Annotated in this window: 19 protein-coding genes; 9 read left to right on the forward strand and 10 right to left on the reverse strand. The window is 62.3% G+C overall.

Going from position 1 to position 26,105, the window contains the following annotated elements:
- Positions 1–28 precede the first annotated feature (28 nt).
- Positions 29–850: a putative hydro-lyase gene (locus tag BMY38_RS13195; protein WP_092763548.1), complete on the reverse strand. Its 822-nt coding sequence runs from the start codon at positions 848–850 to the stop codon at positions 29–31.
- A gap of 89 nt (positions 851–939) precedes the next feature.
- Complete coding sequence (locus BMY38_RS13200) at positions 940–1,815, reverse strand: LysR family transcriptional regulator (protein WP_092763550.1); 876 nt, start codon at positions 1,813–1,815, stop codon at positions 940–942.
- A gap of 327 nt (positions 1,816–2,142) precedes the next feature.
- Here BMY38_RS13200 and BMY38_RS13205 point away from each other — a divergent pair, with 327 nt between their 5' ends.
- Together BMY38_RS13205 and BMY38_RS13210 are read left to right on the forward strand one after the other, a co-directional pair.
- On the forward strand, positions 2,143–3,267 hold the full coding sequence (locus BMY38_RS13205) for an efflux RND transporter periplasmic adaptor subunit (protein ID WP_245737614.1): 1,125 nt from the start codon (positions 2,143–2,145) through the stop codon (positions 3,265–3,267).
- A 1-nt stretch (position 3,268) separates the two neighbouring features.
- A complete protein-coding gene (locus BMY38_RS13210; RefSeq protein WP_092763554.1) occupies positions 3,269–6,304 on the forward strand; it encodes an efflux RND transporter permease subunit in 3,036 nt (1,011 codons plus the stop codon).
- A gap of 16 nt (positions 6,305–6,320) precedes the next feature.
- Here BMY38_RS13210 and BMY38_RS13215 read toward each other — a convergent pair whose 3' ends face one another.
- From BMY38_RS13215 to BMY38_RS13245, 7 genes are all read right to left on the reverse strand, one after another.
- The gene (locus tag BMY38_RS13215; protein WP_092763556.1) at positions 6,321–8,414 is read right to left on the reverse strand and encodes a TRAP transporter permease; all 2,094 of its coding nucleotides are present in this window, start codon (positions 8,412–8,414) and stop codon (positions 6,321–6,323) included.
- A 61-nt stretch (positions 8,415–8,475) separates the two neighbouring features.
- Positions 8,476–9,483: a TAXI family TRAP transporter solute-binding subunit gene (locus BMY38_RS13220; RefSeq protein WP_092763558.1), complete on the reverse strand. Its 1,008-nt coding sequence runs from the start codon at positions 9,481–9,483 to the stop codon at positions 8,476–8,478.
- A 134-nt stretch (positions 9,484–9,617) separates the two neighbouring features.
- Positions 9,618–10,955: a sigma-54-dependent transcriptional regulator gene (locus tag BMY38_RS13225; protein WP_092763560.1), complete on the reverse strand. Its 1,338-nt coding sequence runs from the start codon at positions 10,953–10,955 to the stop codon at positions 9,618–9,620.
- Positions 10,952–12,691 carry a sensor histidine kinase gene (locus tag BMY38_RS13230; protein WP_092763562.1) on the reverse strand — a complete coding sequence of 580 codons (1,740 nt, stop codon included), beginning with the start codon at positions 12,689–12,691 and terminating at the stop codon, positions 10,952–10,954. The genes BMY38_RS13225 and BMY38_RS13230 overlap by 4 nt, the downstream gene beginning before the upstream one ends.
- A 364-nt stretch (positions 12,692–13,055) precedes the next feature.
- Positions 13,056–14,483 carry a multicopper oxidase family protein gene (locus tag BMY38_RS13235; protein WP_092763564.1) on the reverse strand — a complete coding sequence of 476 codons (1,428 nt, stop codon included), beginning with the start codon at positions 14,481–14,483 and terminating at the stop codon, positions 13,056–13,058.
- Between the two features lie 433 nt (positions 14,484–14,916).
- Entirely contained in the window at positions 14,917–15,225 is a 309-nt protein-coding gene (locus tag BMY38_RS13240) for a hypothetical protein (RefSeq protein WP_092763566.1), read from the reverse strand.
- Positions 15,226–15,431: 206 nt separating this feature from the next.
- Positions 15,432–16,463, reverse strand: coding sequence for a fatty acid desaturase (locus BMY38_RS13245; RefSeq protein WP_092763568.1), 1,032 nt, complete (start codon positions 16,461–16,463; stop codon positions 15,432–15,434).
- A gap of 762 nt (positions 16,464–17,225) precedes the next feature.
- Between BMY38_RS13245 and BMY38_RS13250 the strand changes: the two genes are divergently transcribed.
- Positions 17,226–18,419, forward strand: a complete 1,194-nt coding sequence (locus tag BMY38_RS13250; protein WP_217638815.1) for a winged helix-turn-helix domain-containing protein — start codon at positions 17,226–17,228, stop codon at positions 18,417–18,419.
- Between the two features lie 151 nt (positions 18,420–18,570).
- Here BMY38_RS13250 and BMY38_RS13255 read toward each other — a convergent pair whose 3' ends face one another.
- Positions 18,571–19,443, reverse strand: a complete 873-nt coding sequence (locus BMY38_RS13255; protein WP_092763572.1) for a MurR/RpiR family transcriptional regulator — start codon at positions 19,441–19,443, stop codon at positions 18,571–18,573.
- 117 nt (positions 19,444–19,560) lie between these two features.
- Here BMY38_RS13255 and BMY38_RS13260 point away from each other — a divergent pair, with 117 nt between their 5' ends.
- The 6 genes from BMY38_RS13260 to BMY38_RS13285 all read left to right on the forward strand — a co-directional run bounded on the left by BMY38_RS13260 (position 19,561) and on the right by BMY38_RS13285 (position 26,102).
- Entirely contained in the window at positions 19,561–20,334 is a 774-nt protein-coding gene (locus BMY38_RS13260) for an N-formylglutamate amidohydrolase (RefSeq protein ID WP_092763574.1), read from the forward strand.
- Positions 20,322–20,891, forward strand: coding sequence for a TRAP transporter small permease subunit (locus BMY38_RS13265; protein WP_092763576.1), 570 nt, complete (start codon positions 20,322–20,324; stop codon positions 20,889–20,891). The genes BMY38_RS13260 and BMY38_RS13265 overlap by 13 nt, the downstream gene beginning before the upstream one ends.
- Entirely contained in the window at positions 20,891–22,216 is a 1,326-nt protein-coding gene (locus BMY38_RS13270) for a TRAP transporter large permease (RefSeq protein WP_092763578.1), read from the forward strand. The genes BMY38_RS13265 and BMY38_RS13270 overlap by 1 nt, the downstream gene beginning before the upstream one ends.
- A gap of 50 nt (positions 22,217–22,266) precedes the next feature.
- Complete coding sequence (locus BMY38_RS13275) at positions 22,267–23,304, forward strand: TRAP transporter substrate-binding protein (RefSeq protein ID WP_092763580.1); 1,038 nt, start codon at positions 22,267–22,269, stop codon at positions 23,302–23,304.
- A 62-nt stretch (positions 23,305–23,366) separates the two neighbouring features.
- Positions 23,367–24,728 (forward strand): glutamine synthetase family protein, encoded by a 1,362-nt coding sequence (locus BMY38_RS13280; RefSeq protein WP_217638816.1) that lies wholly within the window; start codon positions 23,367–23,369, stop codon positions 24,726–24,728.
- Positions 24,729–24,731: 3 nt separating this feature from the next.
- On the forward strand, positions 24,732–26,102 hold the full coding sequence (locus tag BMY38_RS13285; protein ID WP_092763584.1) for an aldehyde dehydrogenase family protein: 1,371 nt from the start codon (positions 24,732–24,734) through the stop codon (positions 26,100–26,102).
- The last annotated feature ends 3 nt before the right edge of the window (positions 26,103–26,105 follow it).

Genomic DNA, 26,105 nt, shown 5'->3' on the forward strand with positions numbered 1-26,105 from the left:
TTGTGGAATATACGTTTCTTGTCTTTATTCAGTGCGGAAGAACGGTGGTTTCCGCGTCCTCCGCCACGTCCGCGATCAGCATGTGACCGGGGGCGTGCGTTATGCAGACTGCCAGCTTCGCCGCCTGCAACACGTTCTGGGGCGTAACGCCGCAGGCCCAGTAGACCGGCACTTCGTCCGCGCGCACTTCGACCGGTTCACCCCAATCGGGACGGTTCAGATCGCTGATGCCAACACCGACCGGATCGCCCATGCCGATTGGACTGCCGTGGGCCTGCGGAAAGGCGGCGCTGATCCGGTGTGCGTCCTCGACCCGGTCGCGGGCGACGGGGCGCATGGTGACGACCATTTCGCCGCCGAATGGCCCGGCAGGCACAAGTTGCAGCGACGATCGATACATCGGCACCGTCTGATCGCGTTCGATATGCCGCATCGGGATACCGGCCTTCATCAGCGCGTTCTCGAAGGTGAACGAGCAGCCCAGTGCAACGGTCACGAGATCATCGCGCCAGACCGATGTAATATCGGTCACCTCTTCGGTCAGATCACCATGTCGAAACACGCGATAGCGCGGCACATCGGTGCGGATATCGATATCCCGCCCCAGCGTCGGCAGCATCGGATCGCCGGTCTCGGACACGCCGACGACGGGACAGGGCTTGGGGTTGCGCTGACAGAAGCGCAGGAAATCCAGCGCATGGGCTTCAGGCAGAATCGCGAGATTGCATTGCAGCTTGCCCGCCGCCAGCCCGGCGGTGTGGCGATCATAGCGGCCCGCACGGATGATCTCCCGCAGTTCCTGCGCCGACAACCCGGCAAGATCCGCATGACGAAGCGCGGGTGAGGGCATGGCAAAGACCTCGTTTGAAGCTCCCTGACAGGAGTGTCATGAAGTCGCCATCCGTTCCAACTTTCATTTCTTATATATACTGATCCGCTTTATGGATCATTCCCACTCCACGCTTCAGCCACGGTCCGGGCCATCGCAGCCCCTGTCTCGGCCAGATGCCGTCGGGGGTCAGCAAGATAGGATGCCGTGAATTCCAGCGGCGACGGCTGAAACCCCGGATCGAATTCCTCGATTTCACCCGCGTCGAGCAGGCCCCTGGCCAGGGCGCGGGGATAGGGACCGACCGCGACCCCGGCCGCGATCATCTTCAGGCTGGCCGAGAGCGATGCAGAAGAATAGATCCGCACCGAGGGTCCATATCGCCGTGTCAGCATCTCCGACAGTTCCCGAAAGGGACGCGTCTTGGTGGCATAGGAAATGACCGGCACCCGTGCCAGATCGACCTTGTCCGCGCCTCTGGCCCTGAACCAGTGCAGATCGAACTGCGGCAAGGCTACATTCTCAACCGTGAACTCGGACACCGGACCCATCAGGAAAGCCAGGTCCAGCCGACGCTCCAACAGCGCCGTCCGCAGGTTGATCGAGATATCGACCGTCAGATCCAGTGTGACCTGGGGATAATCGGCGCTGAACGCCTTGATGAAGGCGGGCAGCCAGCTTTGAGCGATGGTCTCGGACGCGCCGATGCGAAACAGGCCCTGAGTCTCGGCCGGGTCGGAAACGCGCTTGCGGATTTCCTCCTCCACGAACAGCATCTGTTCGGCATAGGTTATCAGCAACTGTCCCTGTCGGGTCAGGACGAAGCCGCCCGGTGCGCGATCGAACAATTGCTGCTGCAATTCCGCCTCCAGCGTGGCGATCCGGGCCGAGACTGCGGGCTGCGAGACGTTCAGGCGCGCGCCCGCCTTGCGAACGCCACCCAGCCGCGCCACCCACAGGAACGCCCTCAATTGTTCGAGTGTCATCGCGCGACTCTCCGTCTAAATGGCATTCTGATCGCTGCCGCTGATCTCTCTGCATAAGGCGTCGATGGGCAAAGGTCACCCGATGCACAGCGCGTCGCGGCGCGCAGGCACAGACGGCTGCATTCTGACAATGCATGTCAGATATGTGATCCCCCGCCGCATAGCATCCTGCCGAATTCCCACGCCCCCGTGCCGCTGCAATGCCATGGGCAAAACGGAAACCGGACGTGCAGACCTCTGGGCAAAGCCAGCCTTCATGGTGACTTGGAAAGCTGAACCGAATAGTCTAGCAGCATGAGAGATTTTCTCTTCTTGTCAGAGGTTCCAATGATGCGCCTGGCCCTTCTTCTGGTGTCGCTCGCCCTGCCCGCTCAGGCGCAGCAAGGCGCCATCCTGCCGGTCGCGACCGTCGCCCCGGTCATCCGGGCCGAGATCGTGGAACAGATTCCCGTCGCCGGATCGCTTGTTCCGCGCAACGAGGTTCTGGTCGTCCCGCAGGTCAATGGATACCCGATCGAAGCCTTACTGGTCGATATCGGCGACACGGTCGCGGCGGGCGACGTGATGGCCCGGCTCGACAGCCGCACATTGCAGGCGCAGGTCATGCAGGCCGAGGCGGAACTGGTCCGCGCCAATGCGGCAGTGGACCAGGCCCGAAGCCAGATCGACAGCGCCGCCGCCACCGCCGATCAGACATCCGCCGCGCGGACCCGCAGCCAGACGTTGCTCGACAACGGCACGACGACCCAGGCGCTTCTGGATCAGGCGGTCGCCGCCGACCTGACCGCACAGGCCGCGCTGCGCACGGCGCGCGACGGGCTGCGGGTGGCGCAGGCACAGGTGCAGCAGGCACAGGCCGCCCGCGATATCGCGATGCTGAACCTCGGGAACGCGACGATACGCGCCAGCGTGGCGGGTATCGTTTCCGCACGCTCCGGTCAGGTCGGCGCCATTGCAGGCAGTACGGGCGAGCCGCTGTTCCGCCTGATCGAGGATGGCGTTATCGAGGTCGAGGCCGAGGTGATCGAAACCGCCCTCGGTCAGGTCAGCGCGGGTGATACCGCACAAATGTCGGTGGCCGGCATCGGTATCGTGCCGGGCAGTGTAAGGCGCATTTCGCCCACGGTGAATGCCGCGAACCGCTTGGGTACTATCCGCATTTCCGTCGACGCCGAAGGTCTGCGTACCGGTCTGTTCGCCAGTGGCTGGATCGTGACAACCCAGCGTGAAAGCTCCACCGTGCCGACGACGGCCGTGCTGACGGATGCGGAAGGCGACTATGTCCTCAAGCTCGACGGGGATACGCTTCTCCGAACGCCTGTAACCGCCGGACTGATCTGGAACGGTCGCCGCGAAGTGCTGGACGGCCTCGCCGATGGCGATATCGTAGTCGCCCGCGCCGGTGCCTTCTTTGCCAACGGCGACCGCATCACCCCGCAAGAGGTTGAATGACATGAACATGTCCACCTGGGCGATCCGCAGGCCCGTTCCTACGATCGCATTGTTCATGGTCCTGCTTCTGCTGGGCCTTGTCGGCTTTTTCCGTCTGCCGGTAACGCAGTTTCCGAACATCGACATCCCGATCATCACCGTTACCGTCTCGCAACCGGGTGCCGCGCCGCTGGAAATCGCCAACCAGATCGTCAAACCCCTCGAAACTGCCATTTCGGACGTTGTGGGGGTGCGTCACGTAACTGCCGTCGCATCCGACAGTTCCTCCGTCCTGACCGTCGAGTTCGAGCTGGAGACCGACACGGACCGCGCCCTGAACGACGTCAAGGACGCCGTCGCCAACGCCCGTGGCGAACTGCCCGACAGCATTCAGGAACCGCTGATCCAGCGTGTCGACGTGACCGGCGCGCCGATCCTGACCTATGCGATCAGCGATCCGACGCGCACCATCGAGGAATTGTCGTATCTGGTCGATGACGTCATAGCGCGCGATCTTGTCGCACGCGATGGTGTCGGCAAGGTCACCCGCATCGGCGGCGGCGAACGCGCCATCGAGGTGGAGCTGGACCCCGACAGGCTGCTGGCACTTGGCCTGACGGCAGCGCAGGTCAACGATCAGTTGCGGGCCACCAACATCGACCTGGGCGGCGGATCGGGCGATCTGGCGGGGCAGGAATATGCGATCCGCACACTGGGGTCGGCGGCGACGGTGGAGGATCTGGCTGCGACTGCGATCCAACTGCCAGGTGGGCGCACCGTGCGTCTGGATGAACTGGGGCGTGTGCTTGACGGCGCTGCCGAGCCGGAGAGTTTCGCCATGGTCGGCGGACAACCCGTCGTCGCCTTTGCGGTCTTCCGGGCCACTGGGAAATCCGACCTGACGGCGGGCGACAACGCCAAGGCCGCGCTTGAGGATATCAAGTCCAATTACCCGAATGCGACCTTCACCCTGATCGACGATGCGACGATCTATACGTCGGGCAACTATAATTCGGCGATGGAGACGCTGTACGAGGGCGCGGCGCTGGCAATCATCGTGGTGTTCCTGTTTCTGCGCAACTGGCGCGCGACGCTGATCACCGCCGTCGCGCTGCCGTTGTCGATCATACCGACCTTTATCGTGATGCAGATGCTGGGCTTCTCGCTCAACACCGTATCACTTCTGGGGATCACGCTGGTGACGGGGATTCTGGTCGACGACGCCATCGTCGAGATTGAAAACATAGTCAGACACATCAACATGGGCAAACCGGCATATGAGGCCACCGAAGAAGCGGCGAGCGAGATCGGCCTGACCGTCATTGCCATCAGCTTCACCATTGTCGCCGTATTCGCACCTGTCAGTTTCATGTCCGGTATCGCCGGGCAGTATTTCCGTCAGTTCGGCCTCACGGTCGCAGTCGCTGTGCTGTTCTCGCTGTTGGTGGCGCGGCTGGTGACGCCGATGATGGCGGCATATTTCCTGCGCGACGCGCCCGAACCCGACGAGGAAAAGGACGGCCTCCTGATGCGCGGCTATATGCACATGCTGCGCTGGACGTTGCACAACCGGGCCATCACGCTGCTGGCCGGGCTGGGCATTTTCGCTATCTCGATCTGGTCGGCGACCCTGCTGCCGACCGAATTCATCCCGCCCTCGGACACCGGACGCGCGCAATTGTCACTGGAGCTGCCGCCCGGTGCGCGGATGGAGGACACCCGCGCCACCGCCCGAGCCGTGACCGAACGGCTGAAGGGAATTCCCGAAATCGAAGTCGTGTTCGTCAACGGCAAGACGCGTGAAGCGACCGTAACCGTCGGGTTCGGGTCAAAATCGGATCGCGAGCGGTCGAGCTTCGATATCATCGACGATATTGAAGCGCGGGTCGCAGGCTTTCCTGACGTGCGGCTGTTCGTGTTGGGGGAAAACGGCACGCGCGATATCCAGATCAGCGTGTTGGGCGATGACGCCGCAACGACCGGAGCTGCCGCGCGCCGCTTGGCCGAAGCCATGAACGACCTTCCCGAAGTGCGCGGCGCATCGTCCGAGGCATCGCTGGTCCGTCCGGAAATCCAGATCACTCCCCGCCCCGAACTGGCGGCGCAGATGGGCGTGACCGCAGCAGCACTGGCGTCGACAATCCGGATCGCGACCATCGGAGACAGCGAGGACAATGCGGCAAAATTCAACGCGGGCGATCGGCAAATTCCGATTCTGGTGCGACTGGAACGCGACGTGCGCGAAGACCTGTTCCGCATGTCCGGTATCCGCATTCCCAGCAATACCGGTGCGCCTGTGCCTTTGGGCGTGGTGGCAGAGGTTGCACTGGCCACCGGACCGACGCTGGTGGAACGCTATGATCGCCAGTATCGCACCACGGTCGAAGCAGACCTGGAGGGCGATGCCCTGTTGGGCCCTGCGACCGCCGCCGTCACCCGCGTAAGCCAGGAAATCACCTTGCCCGAAGGCACCCGCGTCCAGGCGGGCGGCGATGCAGAGATCATGGGCGAGGTCTTTACCCAGTTCGGCCTCGCCATGGGGGCGGGTATTCTCTTCGTTTATGTCGTGCTGGTTCTGCTGTTTTCGTCGTTCCTGACGCCGATCACGATTCTGGCGTCGCTGCCGCTGGCCATCGGAGGAGCGATCTTTGCGCTGTATCTCTACGGTGCTGGCATCGGCCTGTCCGTGGTGATCGGCTTCCTGATGCTGATGGGCATCGTGACAAAGAACGCGATCATGCTGGTGGAGTTCGCATTGGAAGCTATCTCGAACGGGTCCAGCCGCGATGCCGCCATACTGGACGCCGGACACAAGCGGGCGCGGCCCATAATCATGACGACTATCGCGATGACCGCGGGCATGGTCCCCTCGGCATTGGCACTGGGCGAAGGCGGCGAGTTTCGCGCGCCCATGGCCATCGCGGTGATCGGCGGGCTTTTGCTGTCGACACTGCTGACGCTGATCTTCGTGCCGTCGCTCTTCAGCCTCGTGAACGGCCTGCGCGCCCGAGTGCTGCGGTTGCTGGGGCGGGTGACGAACAGACCGATTGCGACCTGACGCTAAAATATACCGGTCACATCGCGTGGGCTTCGGGCTTTGGACTGACTTTCAGGTTGATCACAAGCAACGCGACGACCGCAACCGCGCCGCCGATATTCAGCACCAGCGAACCGGGCCAGAAGCTGGCGATTCCGGCCATCAGGGACAATGCGCGCATCACCCATCCGAAAGGCCGCTCCATGCAGCCCTGTAACGCGGCCGAAATCGCATAGATTCCCAGCAGCCCGAAAGCGAAGATGCGGAACATTTCGGGCCAGTTGCCTGACAGGAAGGGCGTAAAGGCAAACAGGATCGGCATGATATAAAGACCTTTGGCCAGCTTCCAGCTTGCCACGCCTGTCGCCATCGCAGGTGCCTTGGCAATGGCCGCGGCTGTAAAGGCCGCAAGGGCTACAGGCGGCGTCACATTGCTGTCCTGGCTAAGCCAGAAGACAATCATGTGCGCCGACAACAGCGCCGTCAGCGCGACATCGGCAGGCACCACCAGATCGCGCAGCGGCGCAGCGACTTCCAGGGGCAAGTCGCGGATCAGCGACGTCGCCTCGGGTCGGGTCAAGGTGCGCGCAAGCATCTCGGCCTGTTCGGGCACGCCGAACATCAAAAGCGCGCGCGCCCCGTCGGGCAGATTTCCCGCAACAAGCTGCGCGATGACGAACTGGTCCGCGATCATGCCTGCCAGCGCCGGGGCCGACAGGGTCGCCAGCACGATATAGGCCGCCGTCACCGGCAAGCCCATGCCCAGCACCAGCGAGGCCAATGCCACCAGAACCAGCGCGATCAGGATGTTGCCACCCGACCATGATGCGATCATCAGGCTGAATGTATTGCCGATGCCGGCAGTCGAAATAACGTTGACGATCAACCCGACCGACACCAGCAGAACCGCTGTCAGGATCATGGCGCGGGTGCCCATGACCAGTGCCTCGAACACGGCCCGCGGACCCATGCGCGTCTGGGTAAGCCAACTTGAAGCAACCACGGCGCTGATGCCGAAAACGGCGGCATAGGTCGGCGTATATCCCGCAACCAGAAGGCCGATCAGAAGGGTGATGGGGATCAGGAAACTGGCCCCGCCCTGTTTGAACGCCGACGCCAGTGTCTGACCGTCGGATGACATCGGCGGCAGATTGTTCCGCCGCGCCTCGATCCGCACGAAGAAGGCGACCGACAGGAAATACAGCAATGCCGGAAGGGCCGCGACGGCGACGATCTTTTCATAAGGGATTTGCGTGAAACTGGCCATGACGAAGGCTCCTGCCCCCATGATCGGCGGCATCAACTGACCGCCGGTCGAGGCCGCCGCCTCCACGCCGCCCGCGAACCTGGGTGAGAAGCCCGCCTTCTTCATCAGCGGAATGGTGATGACGCCTGTCGAGGCGGTGTTCGCAACCGCGGACCCCGATATCGTGCCGGTCAGACCGCTGGCGATGACGGCGACGATGCCCGGCCCGCCGACCAGACGACCGGCCACGGCACGCGCAAGATTGATCACGAAATCGCCCGCGCCCGAGCGCAGCAGGAACGCACCGAAGATGATGAACAGAAATACATAGGTCGAGGAGATACGGGCGATGGACCCGAACATGCCATCGTCGCCGTAAATCGACCGGAACAGCACCGTTTCGACCTTGAGGCCGGGAAAAGCAAAAATGCCGCCGACGAATTGGCCCCAGAACGCCACATAGGTCAGGGACGCGACGATCAGCAGCGGGATGATCCATCCGGTCAGGCGGCGCGTCAGTTCGATCGCGCCCGCAATGGAGATCAGCGCCGCGATCCAGTCCAGCATCGAAAGCTTGACGCCCCTGTCATAGATCGCGTTTTCGGCAAGGCTCAGATAGATGGCCGAAGCCGCGACCGCCACACCGAACACGACGTCGAAAATCAGAGCCGCGCGACTTCCCCGGACCAACGGATAATATATGGCAGCAAGCGCGGCGAAACTTGCGAAGTGCAGGGCATTCCGTTCCAGCTCCGACAGGACGGGGTCGAATGCCACATAGATCGCGCCGACCGCGATGGCGAAGCAAAGTATGGACAGGACGCGATGCGGCCAGCCTGTAAAGACGCGCAGCCCCGCGTCGTCGATTTCGACGTCATGTGTCATACCGATACCCCCAAAGTTGAAGCGGCCCGAACCTTGTGGTCCGGGCCGGTCTGGATTGGGATTATTTCGCGATCAGACGGTCCGGAATATCGATGCCGATCTCGGTATAATAACGCGCGGCACCGGGATGCAGCGGTACCGGCAGACCCGCAATGGCGTTTTCGATCGCCATGGCCTTGGTCGCCGGATGGATCGCCTGCAGGAACGGCAGGTTCTCATAGATCGCCTTGGTGATCAGATAGACGTTCTCCTCGGGCAGATCGGCCGACGTGGCGAGGAAGTTCGGCTGTGCGATAGTCATCACATCCGCGTCCTGACCCGGATAAGTCCCGGCAGGTATATTATAGGCTGTCCAGAGTTCGCGTCCGCCATCGGCCTTGGCCATCTGTTCTTCGGTGAAGCCCAGCAATGTCACGCTGTCGCCTGCGCTTGCCATCAACTGACTGATCGCGCCGACCGGAACGCCGGCAGGTGTGCCGATGCCCTTGACCTGACCGTTCTGCAATGCCTCGGCCGAGGGACCATAGCCGCCATAGACAAGCTCGTAATCACTCTCGATGTCGATGCCGAGGCCGGCCAGCAGTGCCCCGTTCGACCCGATGGTGCCCGAGTTCTGGCTGCCCAGCGCCATCGCCTCGCCTTTCAGCGCGACAAGATCCTCGACGGTGCCGGTGGTGGCCGCATCGGAGGCGACGACAAAATGCTCGACGTTCTGCCACAGCATGGTGACCGACCGCAGATTCTCCTGCTTGCCGACCTCTTCCAGCGGGCCGGTGCCGGTTGCGGCATAATACCCATAGAGGCCCTGAAGAATGCCGAACTGCGCCTCGCCTTCACGGATAAGACGCACGTTTTCGCCCGATCCGGCCGAACTGATGGCCGCCATGCCTATGCCTTCGGACGGCTCCAGCTTGACCTTGACCAGCGTGGCCAGCGCGACGCCGACCGGATAATAGGTGCCGCCCGTCGATGCGGTAGCCAGAATATAGCTGGCCTCCTGTGCGTGGACAGGCGCGGTCGCGGCAAAGGCGACCGATGCCGCAAGCGCGGCCCCGATGAGATGTTTCATGATAGTCCTCCCTTGATCGGCCCCATGCGGGGCCTTGGGCGCAGCTTTGCACATCCGCTGCCGTCCCGTCATGAGGCAATCCGCATGATCCTGCGGGGCGCTCTGCGGATTTCCGCAGGGTTTGCCCGATGGGGTCAGTCCAGCAGGGCGTCCTTGTCCAGTCCCAGCTTCACGATCTTTTCGTTCAGCGTGCGCCGACCGATGCCCAGCGCCTCGGCCACGGCGTCCATACGCCCCTGATGCGTGCGCACTGCCTGCGCGATCAGCGTCGCCTCGAACCGGGCGACGGCTCCGCGCAGATTTCCCGACACCTCCTCGCCGCCGTCGTCGACGCGCAGGGCATCGGCCACCGTCCCGGCTCCGCGCCGCGCCGCCAGCACGCGCCGTTCGGCGACATGGCGCAATTCCCGGATGTTGCCGGGCCATGCGTGCGAGGCCAGCGCGGCGATATCCTCGGGCGTCACGTCGGGTGTCGCGACCTCGTAGGTTTCTGCCATCGCCCTCAGGAAATGCTCGAACAGAAGGACGACATCGCCCCCCCGGTCGCGCAGCGCCGGAAGCGACAACTGAAACGTATTGAGGCGATAGAGAAGATCGGGGCGAAAACTCTCCGCCTCGACCTGCGCCGCCAGATCCTCGTTCGTGGCGGCGACGATGCGCACATCGGTCCGCAACTCCTCGTCGGCGCCCAGCGGCAGCACCTCACCGGTTTCGATCGCGCGCAGCAACTGGGCCTGCGCCGGCAAGGGGCAGGCCGCGATCTCGTCCAGGAACAGTGTGCCGCCGTCGGCCCGTCGCAGATGTCCCAGTGTGACCCCGGCGCGCCCGAAGACCTGTTCCTCGAACCGCGCAGGGTCCAGCGTCGCACAGTTCAGCGACACGAACGGCCCATCGCGACGAGGTCCCAACCGGTGCAGTGCGCGGGCCACCAGCTCCTTGCCGGTGCCGGTCGCGCCGGAAATCAGCACCGTGCCATCCGTCGCCCCCAGATCAACGATCCGGTCGCGAAGGGACACGATCTGCGGGTCCTGACCCAGAAGCACGCGGTCCAGCCCCGAAAGGTTGACCAGCTCGTCGCGCATCCGGCGGGCCTGACCGGCAAGGCGATGGGCTTCTGCGGCATGACGCAGAACGGTCAGCAGACGGCGGGGTTCAAACGGCTTTTCCAGAAACGAATAGGCCCCTTTCTGGATCGCATCGACCGCCATTGGAATGTCGCCATGTGCCGATATCAGGATCAGCGGCGGATCGTCCGGCCCCGACAGACGGGCCAGAAGATCGAGACCGGACAGACCCGGCATGCGCACGTCCGACAGGACGACATCGGGCTGCAATGTCTCGATCCTGCGCAGGGCGACCTCGGCATCCGCGAACCCCGTCACCGTCCAGCCCACACGGCCCAACAGATGTGTCAGCGAATTGCGCATTTCCTGATCGTCGTCGATGACGATGACGCTATAACTTTCGGTCACGCGGGGACCTCCGATCCGGCAGACGGCAGCATGACGGTAAAGCAGGCCCCCCCATCGGGCCGGTCCGAGGCTTCGATCCGTCCGCCCATGTCATTCACGATCTGTGCCGAAATAGCGAGACCGAGCCCCATGCCCCGCCCGGAGGCCTTGGTGGTGAAAAACGGCTCCTGCAGATCGCCGATATCACGACCCGCAAGGCCCGGGCCGGTATCCTTGATCCGAAGCCGGGCGTCGGAACCGAAGCGATCCAGGATGATTTCGATCCGTCGTTCGGACGCACCCTCGACAGCGTCGATGGCATTGCGCAGCAGGTTTACGATCACCTGTTCGACTGTTGGTTGGTTGCCAATGGCCGTGACCGGTCCGTCGGCTGTGATGTCGATCTCGACGTCTATCCGTGCCGCGTCGTGCCACAACAGGTCAAGCGCGCCATCGACCGCGGACCGGAGTTGGAACGGCACGGAGACGTCGCGATCCTTGCGTCCGAAAAAGCGCAGCTGGTCGACGATGCGCTGCATCCGATCGACCAGTCCCGAAAGCTGAGGTGCGAGCTGCCCCGGCACGGCGTCCTGCGCGATCTCCTCGGACACGATATAGTTGCGCATCGCCGAAATCGGCTGGCCAAGCTCGTGTGTGATCGACGCCGACATCTGCCCGAGGGCTGCCAGCCGGTTTTGCCGGGCCAGTTCCTTTTGCGCCAGTCCAAGGCGCGCCTCGGCGGTCCGACGGTCCTCGATCTCCTGCGTCAGACGTTCGCGGTCGGCATTGGAGACGGACAGCGCGGCGCGCAGTTGTGCCGACCGGAACACCGTGGCCAGGATCGTCAGCGCCAGCAGCCCCGCCGTGATCAGCGCCACGAACAGCAGCGCCCGCGTTCGGATGCCCCGAAGGTCCGACAACAGGTAGACGGTCCAGTTTTCACTGGACACCTGCGCCGTGGTCCTAAGGTAGCTGGTGCCGTCTAATTCGATCCGGTTATCGCTCAGGGCCCGCCAGTCCAGCAGGCGCAGCGGAACGTCGCCGAACTGCCTGCGTTCTTCCAGGGTTTGCCTGTCGAAGGCCGACAGCGGCGATGTCAGGCCGAAGATCAGGTCGGAGCGTGAACTTGCGATGACCACACCCTGTTCCGTGGTCACCAGAACAAGCGCGCCACTGTCGGACAGGGTCCGGTTCAGACCGTCGAGGCTTACTTTCACGACCACAGCCCCGAAAACCTTACCAGTCGCATCACGCACGGGTTCCGCGATGAAATAACCGGGTCGCCCGGTGGTCACACCCACCGCATAGAAGCGGCCTGTGCGACCGGCGATGGCATCGCGAAAATATGGGCGGAAGGTATAATATTTGCCGACAAGGCTGTCGGGTTCAGCGTAGTTCGACGCCGCGATCGTCTGACCGTCGATATCCATCAGGAACACGAACTCCGCGCCGGCACGGTCTGCGATCCGGTCAAGCTCCCGGTTGAGGACGGTAGGATCGTCGCGCCGGATAGCGTCGAGTACGATTGGGTTGATGCTGACCACGAAGGGCAGATGCAGCAGACGTTCCAGGGAGTCGTCGATGGTCTGCGCGAAGAATTGCGCCCGGTTCGGACCCCGGTCGACCTCGGCCCGCAGAAAGACGGCATGTAGCAGAAGATAAAACCCGCCTGTCAGAGCCAGGATCGCGACAAGGACCAGTGCGGACCGGCGAGATCCGGGGATGTTGGGGCGGCGCAGGTCCTGAAATACGCTCACGATGGAAAAGGCGCCGGACCGAGATCCAAGGCGATGCGCAGACAGGAGCGTTGTGCGAGACGCATTCGTAAGAAATCCGGATTTCTATGGCTTCAGGCGGTGATCTGCAGGTGATGCCGCATACGGCACCCGGTTGTCATGTGGAAACCTGAATATGCAGGTGGACCACAGGCATATCATTCCTGCCCATCGAAAAGCTGGAGACCGAGGTCGCAACGCGCTTTGCACCGGACATGCGGCCGCACCCCCGCGCGATGCCCGCCGTCAGATCGACCGCTGGCCGCATCGCGACACATTGCGTCCACCTCGGTCATGCGGGCGCGACCTTTGTTATCGCGCCCGTCACTGGCGTCTGAAACGCCGGTCAGCCCACCTCGAACCAGGTGCGCATTCCCGCCACCTGATGCCCCAGCATGTGGCAATGCAGCAGCCACTTGCCGGGGTTGTCGGCATTGAAGGCGATCTCTACCACCTCTTCCGGGGCCACGAAAACGGTGTCCCGTCGGTCTCGATATGCATCGGGCTGTCCGTTGCGCGTCAGGATCTCGAAGTGATGCCCGTGCAGATGAATTCCGTGCGGCCAACTGGTATCGTTGCGCAGCGTCACATGCACCGTACGGCCCCTCGGTGCGCGGAATGCAGGGTTTTCCATGTCGCCCGCGATGCCGTTGAAAGCCCAGGCCCGTTTCGCCGCGACCAGTTGGCGGAAGTCACTCTCAACCCCGTTCAGACGCGCCCCGCGCATACTTCCCATCGCGCCGCCTTCCATCAAGATCTCTTCGCGCTGAGCATTTTTCAGGTCGAGCGCATGATCCATTGTCATCGGAAGCGGACGGACAGGTCCTTCGATCGCGGGCACCGGGGCCGTGTCGGAATAGGCCAGCGCCGCAACCTGCACCCACTGATTGCGACCGGCATCTACCATCAGCGCAGCCTTCGAGCCGGGTTTGCCTGTGCAGTCGATGACAATGTCCGCCCGTTGCGCCGGGGCAAGCACGATCTGTCCTGTTGCGCGGGGCGCGACGGGATGCCCGTCCAGCGCGATCAGCGTCGCGTCGTGCTCCTCGATCCTCAGCGGCATGATCCGCGCCGTCGCCGCATTGATCAGACGCAGGCGTAGCCGCTCGCCCGCATTTACCTCAAGCTCCGCGTCGCTGCGACCGTTGACTGTCACGACATTGCCCAGCCGCCCGCCATGGGCCCAATCGCGAATATCGCCGAAGCTGGCCTCTTCAATGGCACCGCTCGCCTCCAGCCGCCAATCGGTCAGCATAACGGTCATCTCGCGGGTCGCAGCCCCATCCTGCCCGGTCCATGGCTCCGCTTCCTCTACGATCAGCGGACCGGCAAGGCCACGGGCAACCTGCTCCCACGAGCGGTCATGCGAGTGATACCAATAGGTGCCCGGATCGGGGGCGATGAAATCGTAGTCGAAGGTATCGCCGGGCTGCACCGGGTCCTGGGTCAGACCAGCCGCACCGTCCATCGCATTGTCGATGCGGATGCCGTGCCAGTGAACCGCCGTCGGTTGCGGCAGCCCGTTCGACAGTCGGCGCTGAACGCGCTCGCCCGCGCGAACACGGATTTCAGGACCTGGTATCGTCCCGGCGCTGCTCTCGGACCCATAGGCCCAGACGTCGGTCAGGTTATTGCCGTCAGGCGCGATCTGCGCCGTCGCAGGCCCGACAAAAAGCACAGGCATTGTCGCGGCGCGGGCGACGCGAGGCAGCGCGGGAATAACCAACGCGGCGGACGCGCTTGCCAGAAGGGATCGTCGGGTCAAGGATATCATGAGATTACTCGATGTGTTGTGTGATCAAAGGTTTACCTGCGGCGTGATCTCCGTAACGATCCTCGCCGTGACGTTCAGGAGGAGGCCGGCGACGGCCTCCTCCCGTTCTATGGATCAAAGCCGGTTCAGACCCGCCACCAAGGCGAGAAAGACCCGGATCAGCCCCCTGCGATGCAGAAACCAGACATCAGCCCGCAAAAGGATCGGCGGTTCCAGCGCGATAGAAAATCTGACCCGCACTGGCCGTGCCGCCGAAGGCGATCACGTCGAAACGCGTGGCAGGGTCGTTCCCCATACCAGGCGACCCCATATGGTCCCTGTCAGTGTGGTGGCTGCCAGAAGTGTCAGGATATGACGGCGGTGAGGCATGGATCGCTCCTCTTATCGAAAGCGCATGCAAAGAGCACGCTTCTGAAGTATCGAAAGTGACGCCTCAGGCTTTCGGAGGATCGGGGAGGATGTTCGGCAGAACGCTCGCCGGAGCACGCGCTTGGGCCATGCGATAGTTCAGCCTGCGCACCGTATCATCGACGGTCAAGCGCGCAGGGACATATGCCAGGTAGCACAGACATGACGCCGCCGCACGTTCCGGAACAGATTCACAACAGGTCGACGCATCGGCGAGTTTCACATCGTGCGTACGAATCGATTCAGCGGCATCATGCCCTTGGTCGAAGCGCACGTTGCCTGAACTGAACCCGCCTGCAGCAAACAGCGCAAACGCCAGGAGAAGAGAGAGCATCAACCTCATCCCAGTCTACCTAGCCAGAGCATAACCGTCCATCAAGGCCGATTGTCTCGATTACACTGCGGCTATTTGCCGTCGGCACTCACGATGAGCATCGCCGCACCGAACCCGAACTGTCGACGCTTCCTGCCGATCAGCGCGGAATTTGCCGCAACATATCGAAAAGCCCGATGCTTCGCCGATGGAACGAGGAAGGATAGCTATCCAGACGCTCTGGCATCGGAAAAGGAAAGCAGACGTCTGGTCTTTTCGTCCCACAGATGCAGCCGCGCATTCGAAAGACTTTCCCGGATCGTCATTCGGTTACCGATGGAAAGAACCGCGTGGTCACGCAGCACGTCGGGCAGACGATAGAAGGGAATGCGGCTGTAGAGATGGTGGACGTGATGAATGCCGATATTCGCGCTCAGCCATTGCAGGGGCGATGGGAGGACATAGTGCGAACTTCCGTGCAGGGCGGCGTCATGCAGGTTCCAGTCCTCTTCCTTACACCAATGCGTGGTCTCGAACTGGTGCTGCACGTAGAACAGCCAGACACCGGCCGTCGCGGCCAGCAAGGTCGAGGGGACGAAGATCAGCAGGATCGGCATCAGGCCGCCAAAATAGAAAATCACCAGCAAGGCGGTCAGGATCAAGGCGTTGGTATACATCGCGCTGGCCCAGTATCTGGCTTTGGCCATCAGCCCAAGGGGCAGGCGGTTCTGAAGGAAGAACAGATAGCCTGGACCAAGGCCGAACAGGACGATGGGATGGCGGTAAAGTCGGTAGACCAGCCGCTTGACCGGAGTCAGATCCTGATATTCCGCAACTGTCAGTGTATGAACATCGCCAATCCCACGCCGTCCAAGGTTGCCCGAGGAACTGTGGTGAATGGAATGTGTGCGCCGCCAGACGTCGTATGGCGTCAGCGTCAGGACCCCGATTCCGCGTCCGAGCCAGTCCCCCATGGTCCGGCTCTTGAAAAAGGCACCATGCCCGCAGTCATGCTGGATCGCGAACAGGCGCAACAGGAAAGCCGCGTTGCACAGCGATATGGCAAGCGTCAGCCAGAGACTGACAGACAACGACAGCCACGCCAAACCCCATAAGATTACGAAAGGCCCTAACGTGACCGCAAGCTCGAACAGGCTGCGCAGCGTACTGGGTTCGCGATAACCCGAGAGAACCTTGACCCAATCCCGCGCGCTCGCAATGTCTGGATTTTGCTGGGTATATTCGGAATGATCGACCATATGCCTGCTTTTCTTGTTGTAAGCGCCCTCGATAGGGACAAGCGCCGTTGGGGCGATTGGTGACGCCGTTGACCGGGACTGTCGCGAGGAATGGCAAGGCCGTTCTCAAACCGCCGATCCTGCTCGGGCCTCCGGTGTCGACAGAGTAGCGTCCTTCAATGCACAATTCGGGGCGGTTTTCCATGCTTAATCGTGAGGTGAACCATGGGTAAGCCGCGCTGCGGGCGGTCCCGCGACGGTTAAACGACAATCAGATCTAGGGTAATTCCCGATCGTGTCCGGGAACGCTACATTGTTCCAGAGGAGCCGTTTCCTGCGTTTCGCAGGTCGCGGACACAAGACGACGATGCAGACAATCGCCGCCCGGAAGATCGGGCGGTCCGTAATCCGGATCAGCCCCAGGCTACGAGAGACGGCGCCAAGGCGACCGGGGCCGGTTCGACGGTTGCAATGTTGACAGCTTCCGACCCAAATGATCGCCAGTCGGCTTTGCTCTCCGGGACGCCGCACCCCGAAGGGGGCGACAACCCGCAAATTGCATAATGGTAATACCGGCTCCACGCGAATATCGGGATGGGTTCCCAACTTCATGTCATCGGGCGGGATAGTCCTGCCCCGGACAAGGAGACATGAGATGAAACGCAATACATTAAGATCGCCGCAGCCGCAGGACTGGTCACCGCCGAAGATCGACGAACGCCCCATTTGCGCGACACGCGTGTCCCCTGCTATCTGGCCTGCTAGACCGCCCCTATGACAATCATGCCCGAACTCGACAACAGGACCGCCCGAAGGATTTTCCTCGAACGACACGGACTGGCCGACACACCATCCGGCACCGGCAAGGGCCAGGATCTACAGCAGGTCATTGACCGTCTTGGCTTCGTGCAAATTGATTCGATCAATACGGTCGCTCGCGCCCATCACATGATATTGCATGCGCGCAGACCGGCGTATCGTCCACCGAATCTTCACAGCCTGCATGATCGCGACAGGGGTATCTTCGAACACTGGACCCATGACGCCAGCATGATCCCTATGCAGCATTTCCCTCACTGGAAACTCCGCTTCCGACGATACGAGGCGCAGTTTGAACATCGCTGGCGTCGTGACGGATACGACGACAAACTGGATGCGGTCCTGCGGCGCATCTCGGATGAAGGACCTTGCTGTTCCGCAGATGTGGGATTGGACGAAGCGCGATCATCAGGTGGCTGGTGGGACTGGCACCCCTCCAAAATGGCGCTCGAATATCTTTGGCGCATCGGTCGTCTTGCCGTCACGCACCGCGAAGGGTTTCGCAAGGTCTACGACCTGACCGAGCGCGTCATTCCGGCAGAACATCTGACCGCAGCCCCCACCGAAGAGGAGACGGTCGACTGGGCGTGTCGCACCGCGCTCGATCGGCTGGGCTTCGCGACGCCCGGCGAAATGGCGGCATTCTGGGATTTGATCAAACCGTCCGAAGCCAGACACTGGTGCGCCAGGGCGCAGGCGCGCGGAGAGATTGTCGAGGGCAGGATCACCCAAGCCGACGGACGTCTGCGGAGCAGCTTTCTGCCGGTTGCGTCCCTTGACGATATCCCGGTTCGGCCCCCGTCCCGCCTTCGCATTCTCAGCCCGTTCGATCCGGCCCTGCGCGACCGGAAACGTGCGGACCGGCTCTTCGGTTTTTCCTACCGGATCAAGATTTTCGTTCCCGAGCCGAAGCGCCGCTACGGCTATTACGTTTTTCCGATCCTGGAAGGCGACCGCCTGGTGGGGCGGATAGACATGAAGGCCCTGCGTAGCAGCAACCGCCTGCACGTCAGGGCGCTCTGGCCGGAACGGAACGTCCGCTACGGTGTCGGTCGTTTGGCAAAGCTCGATACTGCGCTCGCCCGATGCGCACGGCTGGCCGGCGTAAGCGATGTGACCTATGAACGGGATTGGCTTCGCGACACCGCTCCGGCGTGAATCTGCGTCAGCAGCGCGTTCCTGATCTGTTTCCGCCGGATCGGCGCACCGGAGTGCAGACCAAGCGCAGCGGCCGCAGCAAAATGACCTGCGTGCATTTGATCGGATCGGGACGCATGCCCCGCACTGCCTGTTCCGATTTTCGCCTGAGTCAGGTGAATTTCCGGAACAGCCCGGTCTGGTCGAACATCTCCTCAAGCTGTTGCATACGCTGCTTGCGGTCCGACCAGTTGACGTCCTGGGCGGAGGCGATGAGCGATTCAACCAGCAGAAGCGTCGTTACCGCCGAGTCCCAGGCCGAGGGCACCACGATCCTGCTGCCGAAGCAGACCTCGGCATAGGCGTTGACCGGCGACCGCCATTGGTCGGTGAACAGCACGATGCGGGCCCCGCGACGATGCGCCATCTCAGCCAGTTTCAGGGTGTTGTTCTCGTATCGCCGTATGTCGAAGATGACGAAGACGTCGCCTTCGGCAAGATCCAGCAGATAATGCGGCCAGGCATTCGATGTCGACTGAATGTGCGTCACGCCGGGACGCATCATCTGAAGGTGCAGGAACAGATATTCCGCCAGCGTATGCGTGACCCGTCCGCCGACGATGTAAAGCGCGTGCCCGGTATCGGCGATGAGCGCGCAGGCCCGGTCGAATTCATCCGGGTCGACCTGCGCAAGCGTGTGGCGAATGTTGTCGATCGCAGCGCCGGTAAACCGGTTCAGAACATGGCCGGAGGACGCGCCTTCGGTCCAGGTATCGTGCTTTGCGATAGGTCCCTCGACCTTAGACTTCATTTCGTCCCGAAGGGCGCGCTGGAAATCGGCATAGCCTTCGAACCCCAGCTTTCGGATCATCCGCACAACCGTCGGAGCAGAAACCTCAGCATCCTTCGCCAGGGCCGCGAGGGGGCCCAGGCCGGAGACGGGATAATTTTCAAGAATCGCCTGCGCCAACTGCCGCTCGGCCCGCGTAAGGCGGTCGATGTGTTGATGTATCCTGTCGGAGATCGTCGCAAGCGGCTCGGTCATGCGCATAATCCTGATGCAATTTGTTACAGAGGTTATCAATCTGTAATCAGGGTTTCAAATTGTCATTGACAGATTACCGTCAGACCGAAACGCTGGCGATCACGAGGAGCCCCGCGAATGCGTGTCGAGACTGCTGCCGCTGCCAAAGACGTCGTCGTCTGCCATAACATGGAAGGCGCCGCTGGGGTGTTGCTGGTCTGCGAACATGCCTCCCGATATATCCCGCCTGGCTTGAATGACCTTGGACTGTCGCCCGCGCACCTTGACAGCCACGCCGTCTGGGATCCCGGCGCGATGGCCGTGGCAACGCATATGGCGAACCTTCTGGATGCCAGGCTTGTCGCAGGTGCGGTGTCGCGATTGGTCTATGACTGCAATCGAGCGCCCGGTGCCGTCGATGCGATGCCCGCACTGAGCGAACGTGTGGACGTCCCCGGCAATGCCGCACTGTCGACAGTCGAACGGGCGCGACGCCTGGCGGAATATTACACCCCGTTTCACGATGCGGTCGCGGGCGCGCTGGCGACGATGACGACCCCGATCCTCGTGACGGTCCACAGCTTCGCCCCCGTCTGGTACGGTCGCAGACGGGAGGTCGAAATCGGCATACTTCACGATGACGACCGACGGCTTGCCGATGCGATGCTGGCCACAGCACCGTCCGGCCGTGACATCCGCCGCAACGAACCTTACGGTCCGGCAGACGGCGTCACCCATACGCTGCGGGAACATGCCCTGCCCTTCGGGCATCCGAATGTCATGATCGAGGTCCGCAATGACCTGATCGCGCAAACGGAGCAGCAACAGACAATGGCAGAGATTCTGGCCGACTGGCTGACCCGGTCCATCACCACACTCGATACCCAGGGACGCAGGGCATGGACGGCATGATCCGCCGCTATATCCACGCGGTAGATGCAATAAATCGCAGGGTCGGACGCGTGGTCATGTATGGGATCTTCGTGCTGATGGGCATCCTGCTCTGGTCTACGGCCAGCAAGGCGTTCCTTCTGCCGTCCCTGTGGACACTGGAAATGGCGCAATTCGCCATGGTGGCCTATTACGTCCTGGGTGGGCCGTATTCGATCCAGATGGGGACGAACGTGCGTATGGACCTTCTCTATGGGGCGTGGTCGCCGCGACGGAAAGCCTGGACCGACCTTTTCACCATCCTGCTTCTGATGTTCTACCTGGGCGTCCTGCTCTATGGCGCGGTGGCATCGACGGCCTATTCGCTGGGCTACTTCGGCTCCTCCCCGTTCAGTTTCTTCGGCGCACTCGCCGTCGGCTCCGAGGACATCGGTGTCATGGAACGCTCGTCTACCCCATGGCGCGCCTATCTCTGGCCCATCAAGACGGTCATGATAGTCGGTATCCTATTGATGCTGCTGCAATGTCTTTCGGAGTTCCTGAAGGACGTGCTGCTGCTGCGCGGCAAGGTCGACTGATGCCATACGAGTTGATCGCGACGCTGATGTTCGCCACGATGATGCTGATGCTGCTGACCGGCCAACGGGTCTTCGGCGCCATCGGTTTCGTCGCGGTGGTCGCGGCCCTCTTGCTTTGGGGCGACCGGGGCGGGTTCGACATCGGCTTCGCAGCGGCGATGAAGCTGATGAAATGGTATCCGCTGCTGACGCTGCCGATGTTCATCTTCATGGGCTACGTCCTGTCGGAATCGCGTATCGCCGACGATCTTTATCGTATGTTCCATGTCTGGATGGGCGGCCTGCGCGGCGGACTGGCGGTCGGGACCATCGGTCTGATGGTGCTGATCTCGGCTATGAACGGTCTGTCGGTCGCGGGCATGGCCATCGGCGCGACCATAGCGTTGCCGGAACTTCTCAAACGCGGCTATGACAAGCGGATGGTGACCGGCGTGATACAGGCCGGATCGTCGCTGGGCATCCTCGTGCCGCCGTCGGTCGTGCTGGTGCTGTATGCGATGATCGCGCGACAGCCGGTGGGGCAACTCTGGCTGGCGGGCGTAGTACCCGGCCTGATGATGGCCACGCTGTTCATCGCCTATATCGCGATCCGCTGCCGCCTGAACCCGGCATTGGGTCCGGTTCTGGCCGCCGAGGACCGCGACATTCCACTGCCCGAAAAGCTGCGCCTTCTGCGCGCCGGTCTGCTGCCCTTGGTGATCTTCGCGGTGATGATGGTGCCCTTCGTCAACGGCTGGACCTCGCTCGTCGAATCTTCTGCCATCGGGGCGCTCGCCGCGTTTTCCGCCGCCGTTCTCAAAGGCCGCATGACCCGCGAGGTCTTCGAGAATTCGGTGCGCAACACGCTGGGCATCACCTGCATGTTCATGTGGATCATCCTTGCCGCGCTGGCCTTCGGCGCGGTCTTCGACGGGCTTGGCGCGGTCAAGGCGATCGAGGGGCTGTTCACCGAACGGCTGGGCCTGAACCCCTGGGTCATCCTGATCCTGATGCAGCTCAGCTTCATCTTGATGGGGACGTTTCTGGACGATACGGCGATGCTGGTCATCGTCGCGCCGCTTTATGTGCCGCTGGTGGGCGCGCTCGGGTTCGACCTGATCTGGTATGGCATCCTTTACACGATCACCTGCCAGATCGCATACATGACGCCGCCCTTCGGTTATAACCTGTTCCTGATGCGTGCGATGGCTCCGCCCGAGATTTCGATCCAGGATATCTACCGATCCATACTGCCATTCGTTTTGGTCATGGTTCTGGCGCTCGTCGTCGTCATGATCTTCCCTCAGATCGCGCTGTGGCTGCCGGAATATATCTACGGCCCGTGACGCGTCCCGAAACCTGCAAGACGACCAAGAAACCAGCAAGGAGAGAGACGATGACTACAAGACGCAAGTTCCTCACCACTGCGGGAGTCGGCGGTGCCGCCGCCCTCGCCGCCCCAACCATCGCCCGCGCACAGGAGCCGATCCGCTGGCGCTTCCAGACCTATGCCGGGGCCGCCCTCGGCGAGCATGTGACCAAGCCGATCATCGACTACATCAACGCGGCGTCGAACGGCGAGATGGAAATCGAACTGTTCTACGCCGACCAGATCGTCCCCACGGGAGAGCTGTTTCAGGCCCTCCAGCGTGGCACCATCGACGCGGTACATTCCGATGACGACTCGATGGCCTCGCCCACACCGCTGCGGCAGTTCGGTGGTTATTTTCCGTTCGCCACCAAGCACATCCTCGACGTGCCGGTCTTGTTTAACCAGTATGGTCTGGCCGATATCTGGCGCGAGGAATATGCCAAGGTCGGTGTTCAATGGCTGTCGGCGGCAGGACAAGACCCCTGCAACTTCAATACGACCAAGGAAATCAAGTCGGTCGCCGACCTGGATGGACTGCGGCTCTATACCTTCCCGACAGCGGGTCGCTTCCTGACGAAGTTCGGCGTCGTGCCCGTCAACATCCCCTACGAGGACGCCGAAGTCGCCGTCCAGACCGGCGAGTTGGATGGCATGGCATGGTCCGGCATCACCGAGGATTACACCGTCGGTTGGGCCAACGTGACGGATTACTTCCTGACCAATAACATCTCTGGTGCATGGATCGGGTCGTTCTTTGTCAACCAGGAACGCTGGAACGAACTGCCCGAAAACCTGAAACAATTGGTCATGGCGGGCATCGAAGCCGGGCACACCTACCGCAACCAGTGGTACTGGGGTGGCGAGGCGCGACTGCGGGCGCGCGGCGACAAGCTTGAACTGCGCACCGTGCCCGCCGCCGAATGGGCCGAAGTCGAGAACGCCGCCAAGGAGTTCTGGGATGAAGTCGCAGGGGAAGGCGAGATCAACGCCAAGATCGTGTCGATTTTCCGCGACTACAACGAAGTCGTCAATCAGGCCGGTCCGCCCTACACCAACGGCTGACCGAGACCAGACCGGCGGCGGGTCCTTCGCCGCCGGTCCGACCACAATGAGGGAGCATACCCATGTCCACACTCAGCTTCGACGACCTAGCGTCGCATGTCGCCGACGGGTCGGTCGACACCGTTCTGGTCTGTCTGGTGGACATGCAGGGCCGCCTGATGGGCAAGCGGTTCCACGCATCCAACTTTATGGAGTCCTCGCACGAAGAAACGCATTGCTGCAATTATCTGCTGGCCACCGACCTGGAGATGGCGACGCCGGACGGCTATGCGTCGGCAAGCTGGAAGGCAGGCTACGGCGACTACGTGATGAAGCCCGACCTCGACACGATCCGCATGATGCCTTGGCTGCCGGGAACGGCAATGGTCCTGTGCGATGTGCTTGACCACCACGACCACAAACCCGTGCCGCATTCGCCCCGTGCCATCCTGAAGCGCCAGATCGAGCGGCTCGACGCGATGGGTCTGACAGCGATGATGGCGACGGAGCTGGAATTCTTCCTGTTCGCGGCCCCTCTCGACCACATCCGTCGCGATGGCTTCCGCGATCTGGAGCCGATTTCGGGCTATAACGAGGATTACCACATCCTCCAGACCACCAAGGAGGAGGGCGTGCTGCGCCCCCTTCGCAATCACCTTCATGCCGCCGGCATCCCGGTCGAGAACACCAAGGGCGAAGCCGAGGCCGGACAGGCGGAGCTGAACATCCGCTACGCCCCTGCCCTCGAATGTGCCGATCACCACACCATCGCCAAACACGCCGTCAAGGAAATCGCCTGGGCTCAGGGCCGTGCCGCGACTTTCCTGCCCAAATGGCACAAGGACCGCACCGGCAGTTCAAGTCATGTGCACCAATCGCTTGTGCAGGATGGTAAACCTGCGTTTCACGACCCGGATGGAGAACACGGCATGTCCGGGCTGATGCGGCACTACATGGCCGGTCTGATTGCCTATGCGCCGGATTACACGGCCCTGCTCGCGCCCTATGTCAACAGCTACAAGCGCTTCGCCAAGGGCACCTTCGCCCCCACCAAGACCGTCTGGTCGGTCGACAACCGCACCGCCGGGTTTCGTCTGTGCGGCGCCAATACCAAGGGAATCCGGGTGGAATGCCGTATCGGCGGATCGGACCTGAACCCCTATCTGGCGCAAGCTGCGATGCTTGCCGCCGGGATCAAGGGGATCGAGGACAAGATGGATCTTGCCCCCCCAACCGGCGGCGATGTCTATGATGCCGCTGGGGCCGCCGACATTCCCCGCACGCTGCGTGATGCCACCGAGACGCTCCGCGGGTCCGCCATGCTGCGCGCGGCAATGGGCGACGATGTGATCGACCATTATACCCGCTGCGCCGAGTGGGAGCAGGAGGAGTTCGATCGCGTGGTCACCGACTGGGAAATCGCCCGTGGCTTTGAAAGGGCCTGACATATGATCCGCTGCATCTCTCCCATCGATGGCACCGTGTTTGCCGAACGCGAAACACTGGACCCCGCCGCCGCGCGCGACGTGGTGGCCCGCGCCCGTGCCGCGCAGAACGACTGGGCCGCGCGCCCGTTGGCCGAACGGATCGAACGGGTCATGGCCGGGGTCGCTCGCATCGGAGCGATGAACGACGAGATCGTGCCCGAACTGGCGCACCAGATGGGCCGCCCGATCCGCTATGGCGGCGAATTCAGCGGCTTCGAGGAACGTGCCGCGTATATGGCGAAAATCGCCGCCGACGCCCTTGCCCCAAAGGTGGTCGAAGACAGCGCCGCCTTCCACCGTATGATCAAGCGGGTGCCGCAGGGTGTCGTTCTGGTCGTGGCACCTTGGAACTATCCCTTCATGACGGCGATCAATACCATCGCACCCGCGTTGATCGCAGGGAACGCGGTCATCCTGAAACATGCTTCACAGACGCCGCTTGTGGGTGAGCGGTTGGAGCAGGCCTTCCACGCAGCGGGTGTGCCGGAGGATGTTTTCGCCAATGTGTTCCTCGACCACGACACCACGTCGAACCTGATCGCCGCGCGGTCGTTCGGCTTCGTCAATTTCACCGGCTCCGTCGCCGGGGGTCAGGCGATCGAGCGGGCGGCGGCGGGAACCTTCACCGGCCTGGGACTGGAGTTGGGCGGCAAGGACCCCGGCTATGTCTGCGACGACGCCGATCTGGATGCCGCCGCCGAGACGCTGATCGACGGTGCTATGTTCAACTCGGGTCAATGCTGCTGCGGGATCGAGCGCATTTACGTGGCCGAGCAACATTTCGACGCTTTCACAGCCAAAGTCGTGAAGATTGTCGAAGGCTTTGTGCTCGGCGATCCGCTCGACCCGGACACGACGCTCGGTCCGATGGCGCAGACCCGTTTCGCCGACGCCATACGCGCGCAGACAGCCGAAGCTGTGGCCGCCGGGGCGACGACACTGATTGACCCCGCGCTGTTCCCCCGCGACGGCGGAGCCTATCTCATGCCGCAGGTGCTGATCGACGTGACCCACGATATGCGGGTCATGCGCGAGGAAAGTTTCGGTCCCGTCGTCGGCATCATGCCAGTTTCCGGCGACGAGGAGGCGATTGCTCTGATGAACGACAGCGCCTATGGGCTGACCGCCTCGATCTGGACCAACGATGCCGACCGGGCCGAGTCCATCGGCGACCGCATCGAAACCGGAACGGTATTCATGAACCGCGCCGATTACCTGGACCCGGCACTATGCTGGACGGGCTGCAAGGACACCGGGCGTGGCGGAGGCCTGTCCGAAATCGGGTTTCACAATCTGACCCGTCCGAAATCCTACCACCTCAAGAAGGGTTGATCC

The sequence above is a fragment of the Jannaschia helgolandensis genome (assembly GCF_900109285.1).
Taxonomy (GTDB): domain Bacteria; phylum Pseudomonadota; class Alphaproteobacteria; order Rhodobacterales; family Rhodobacteraceae; genus Jannaschia; species Jannaschia helgolandensis.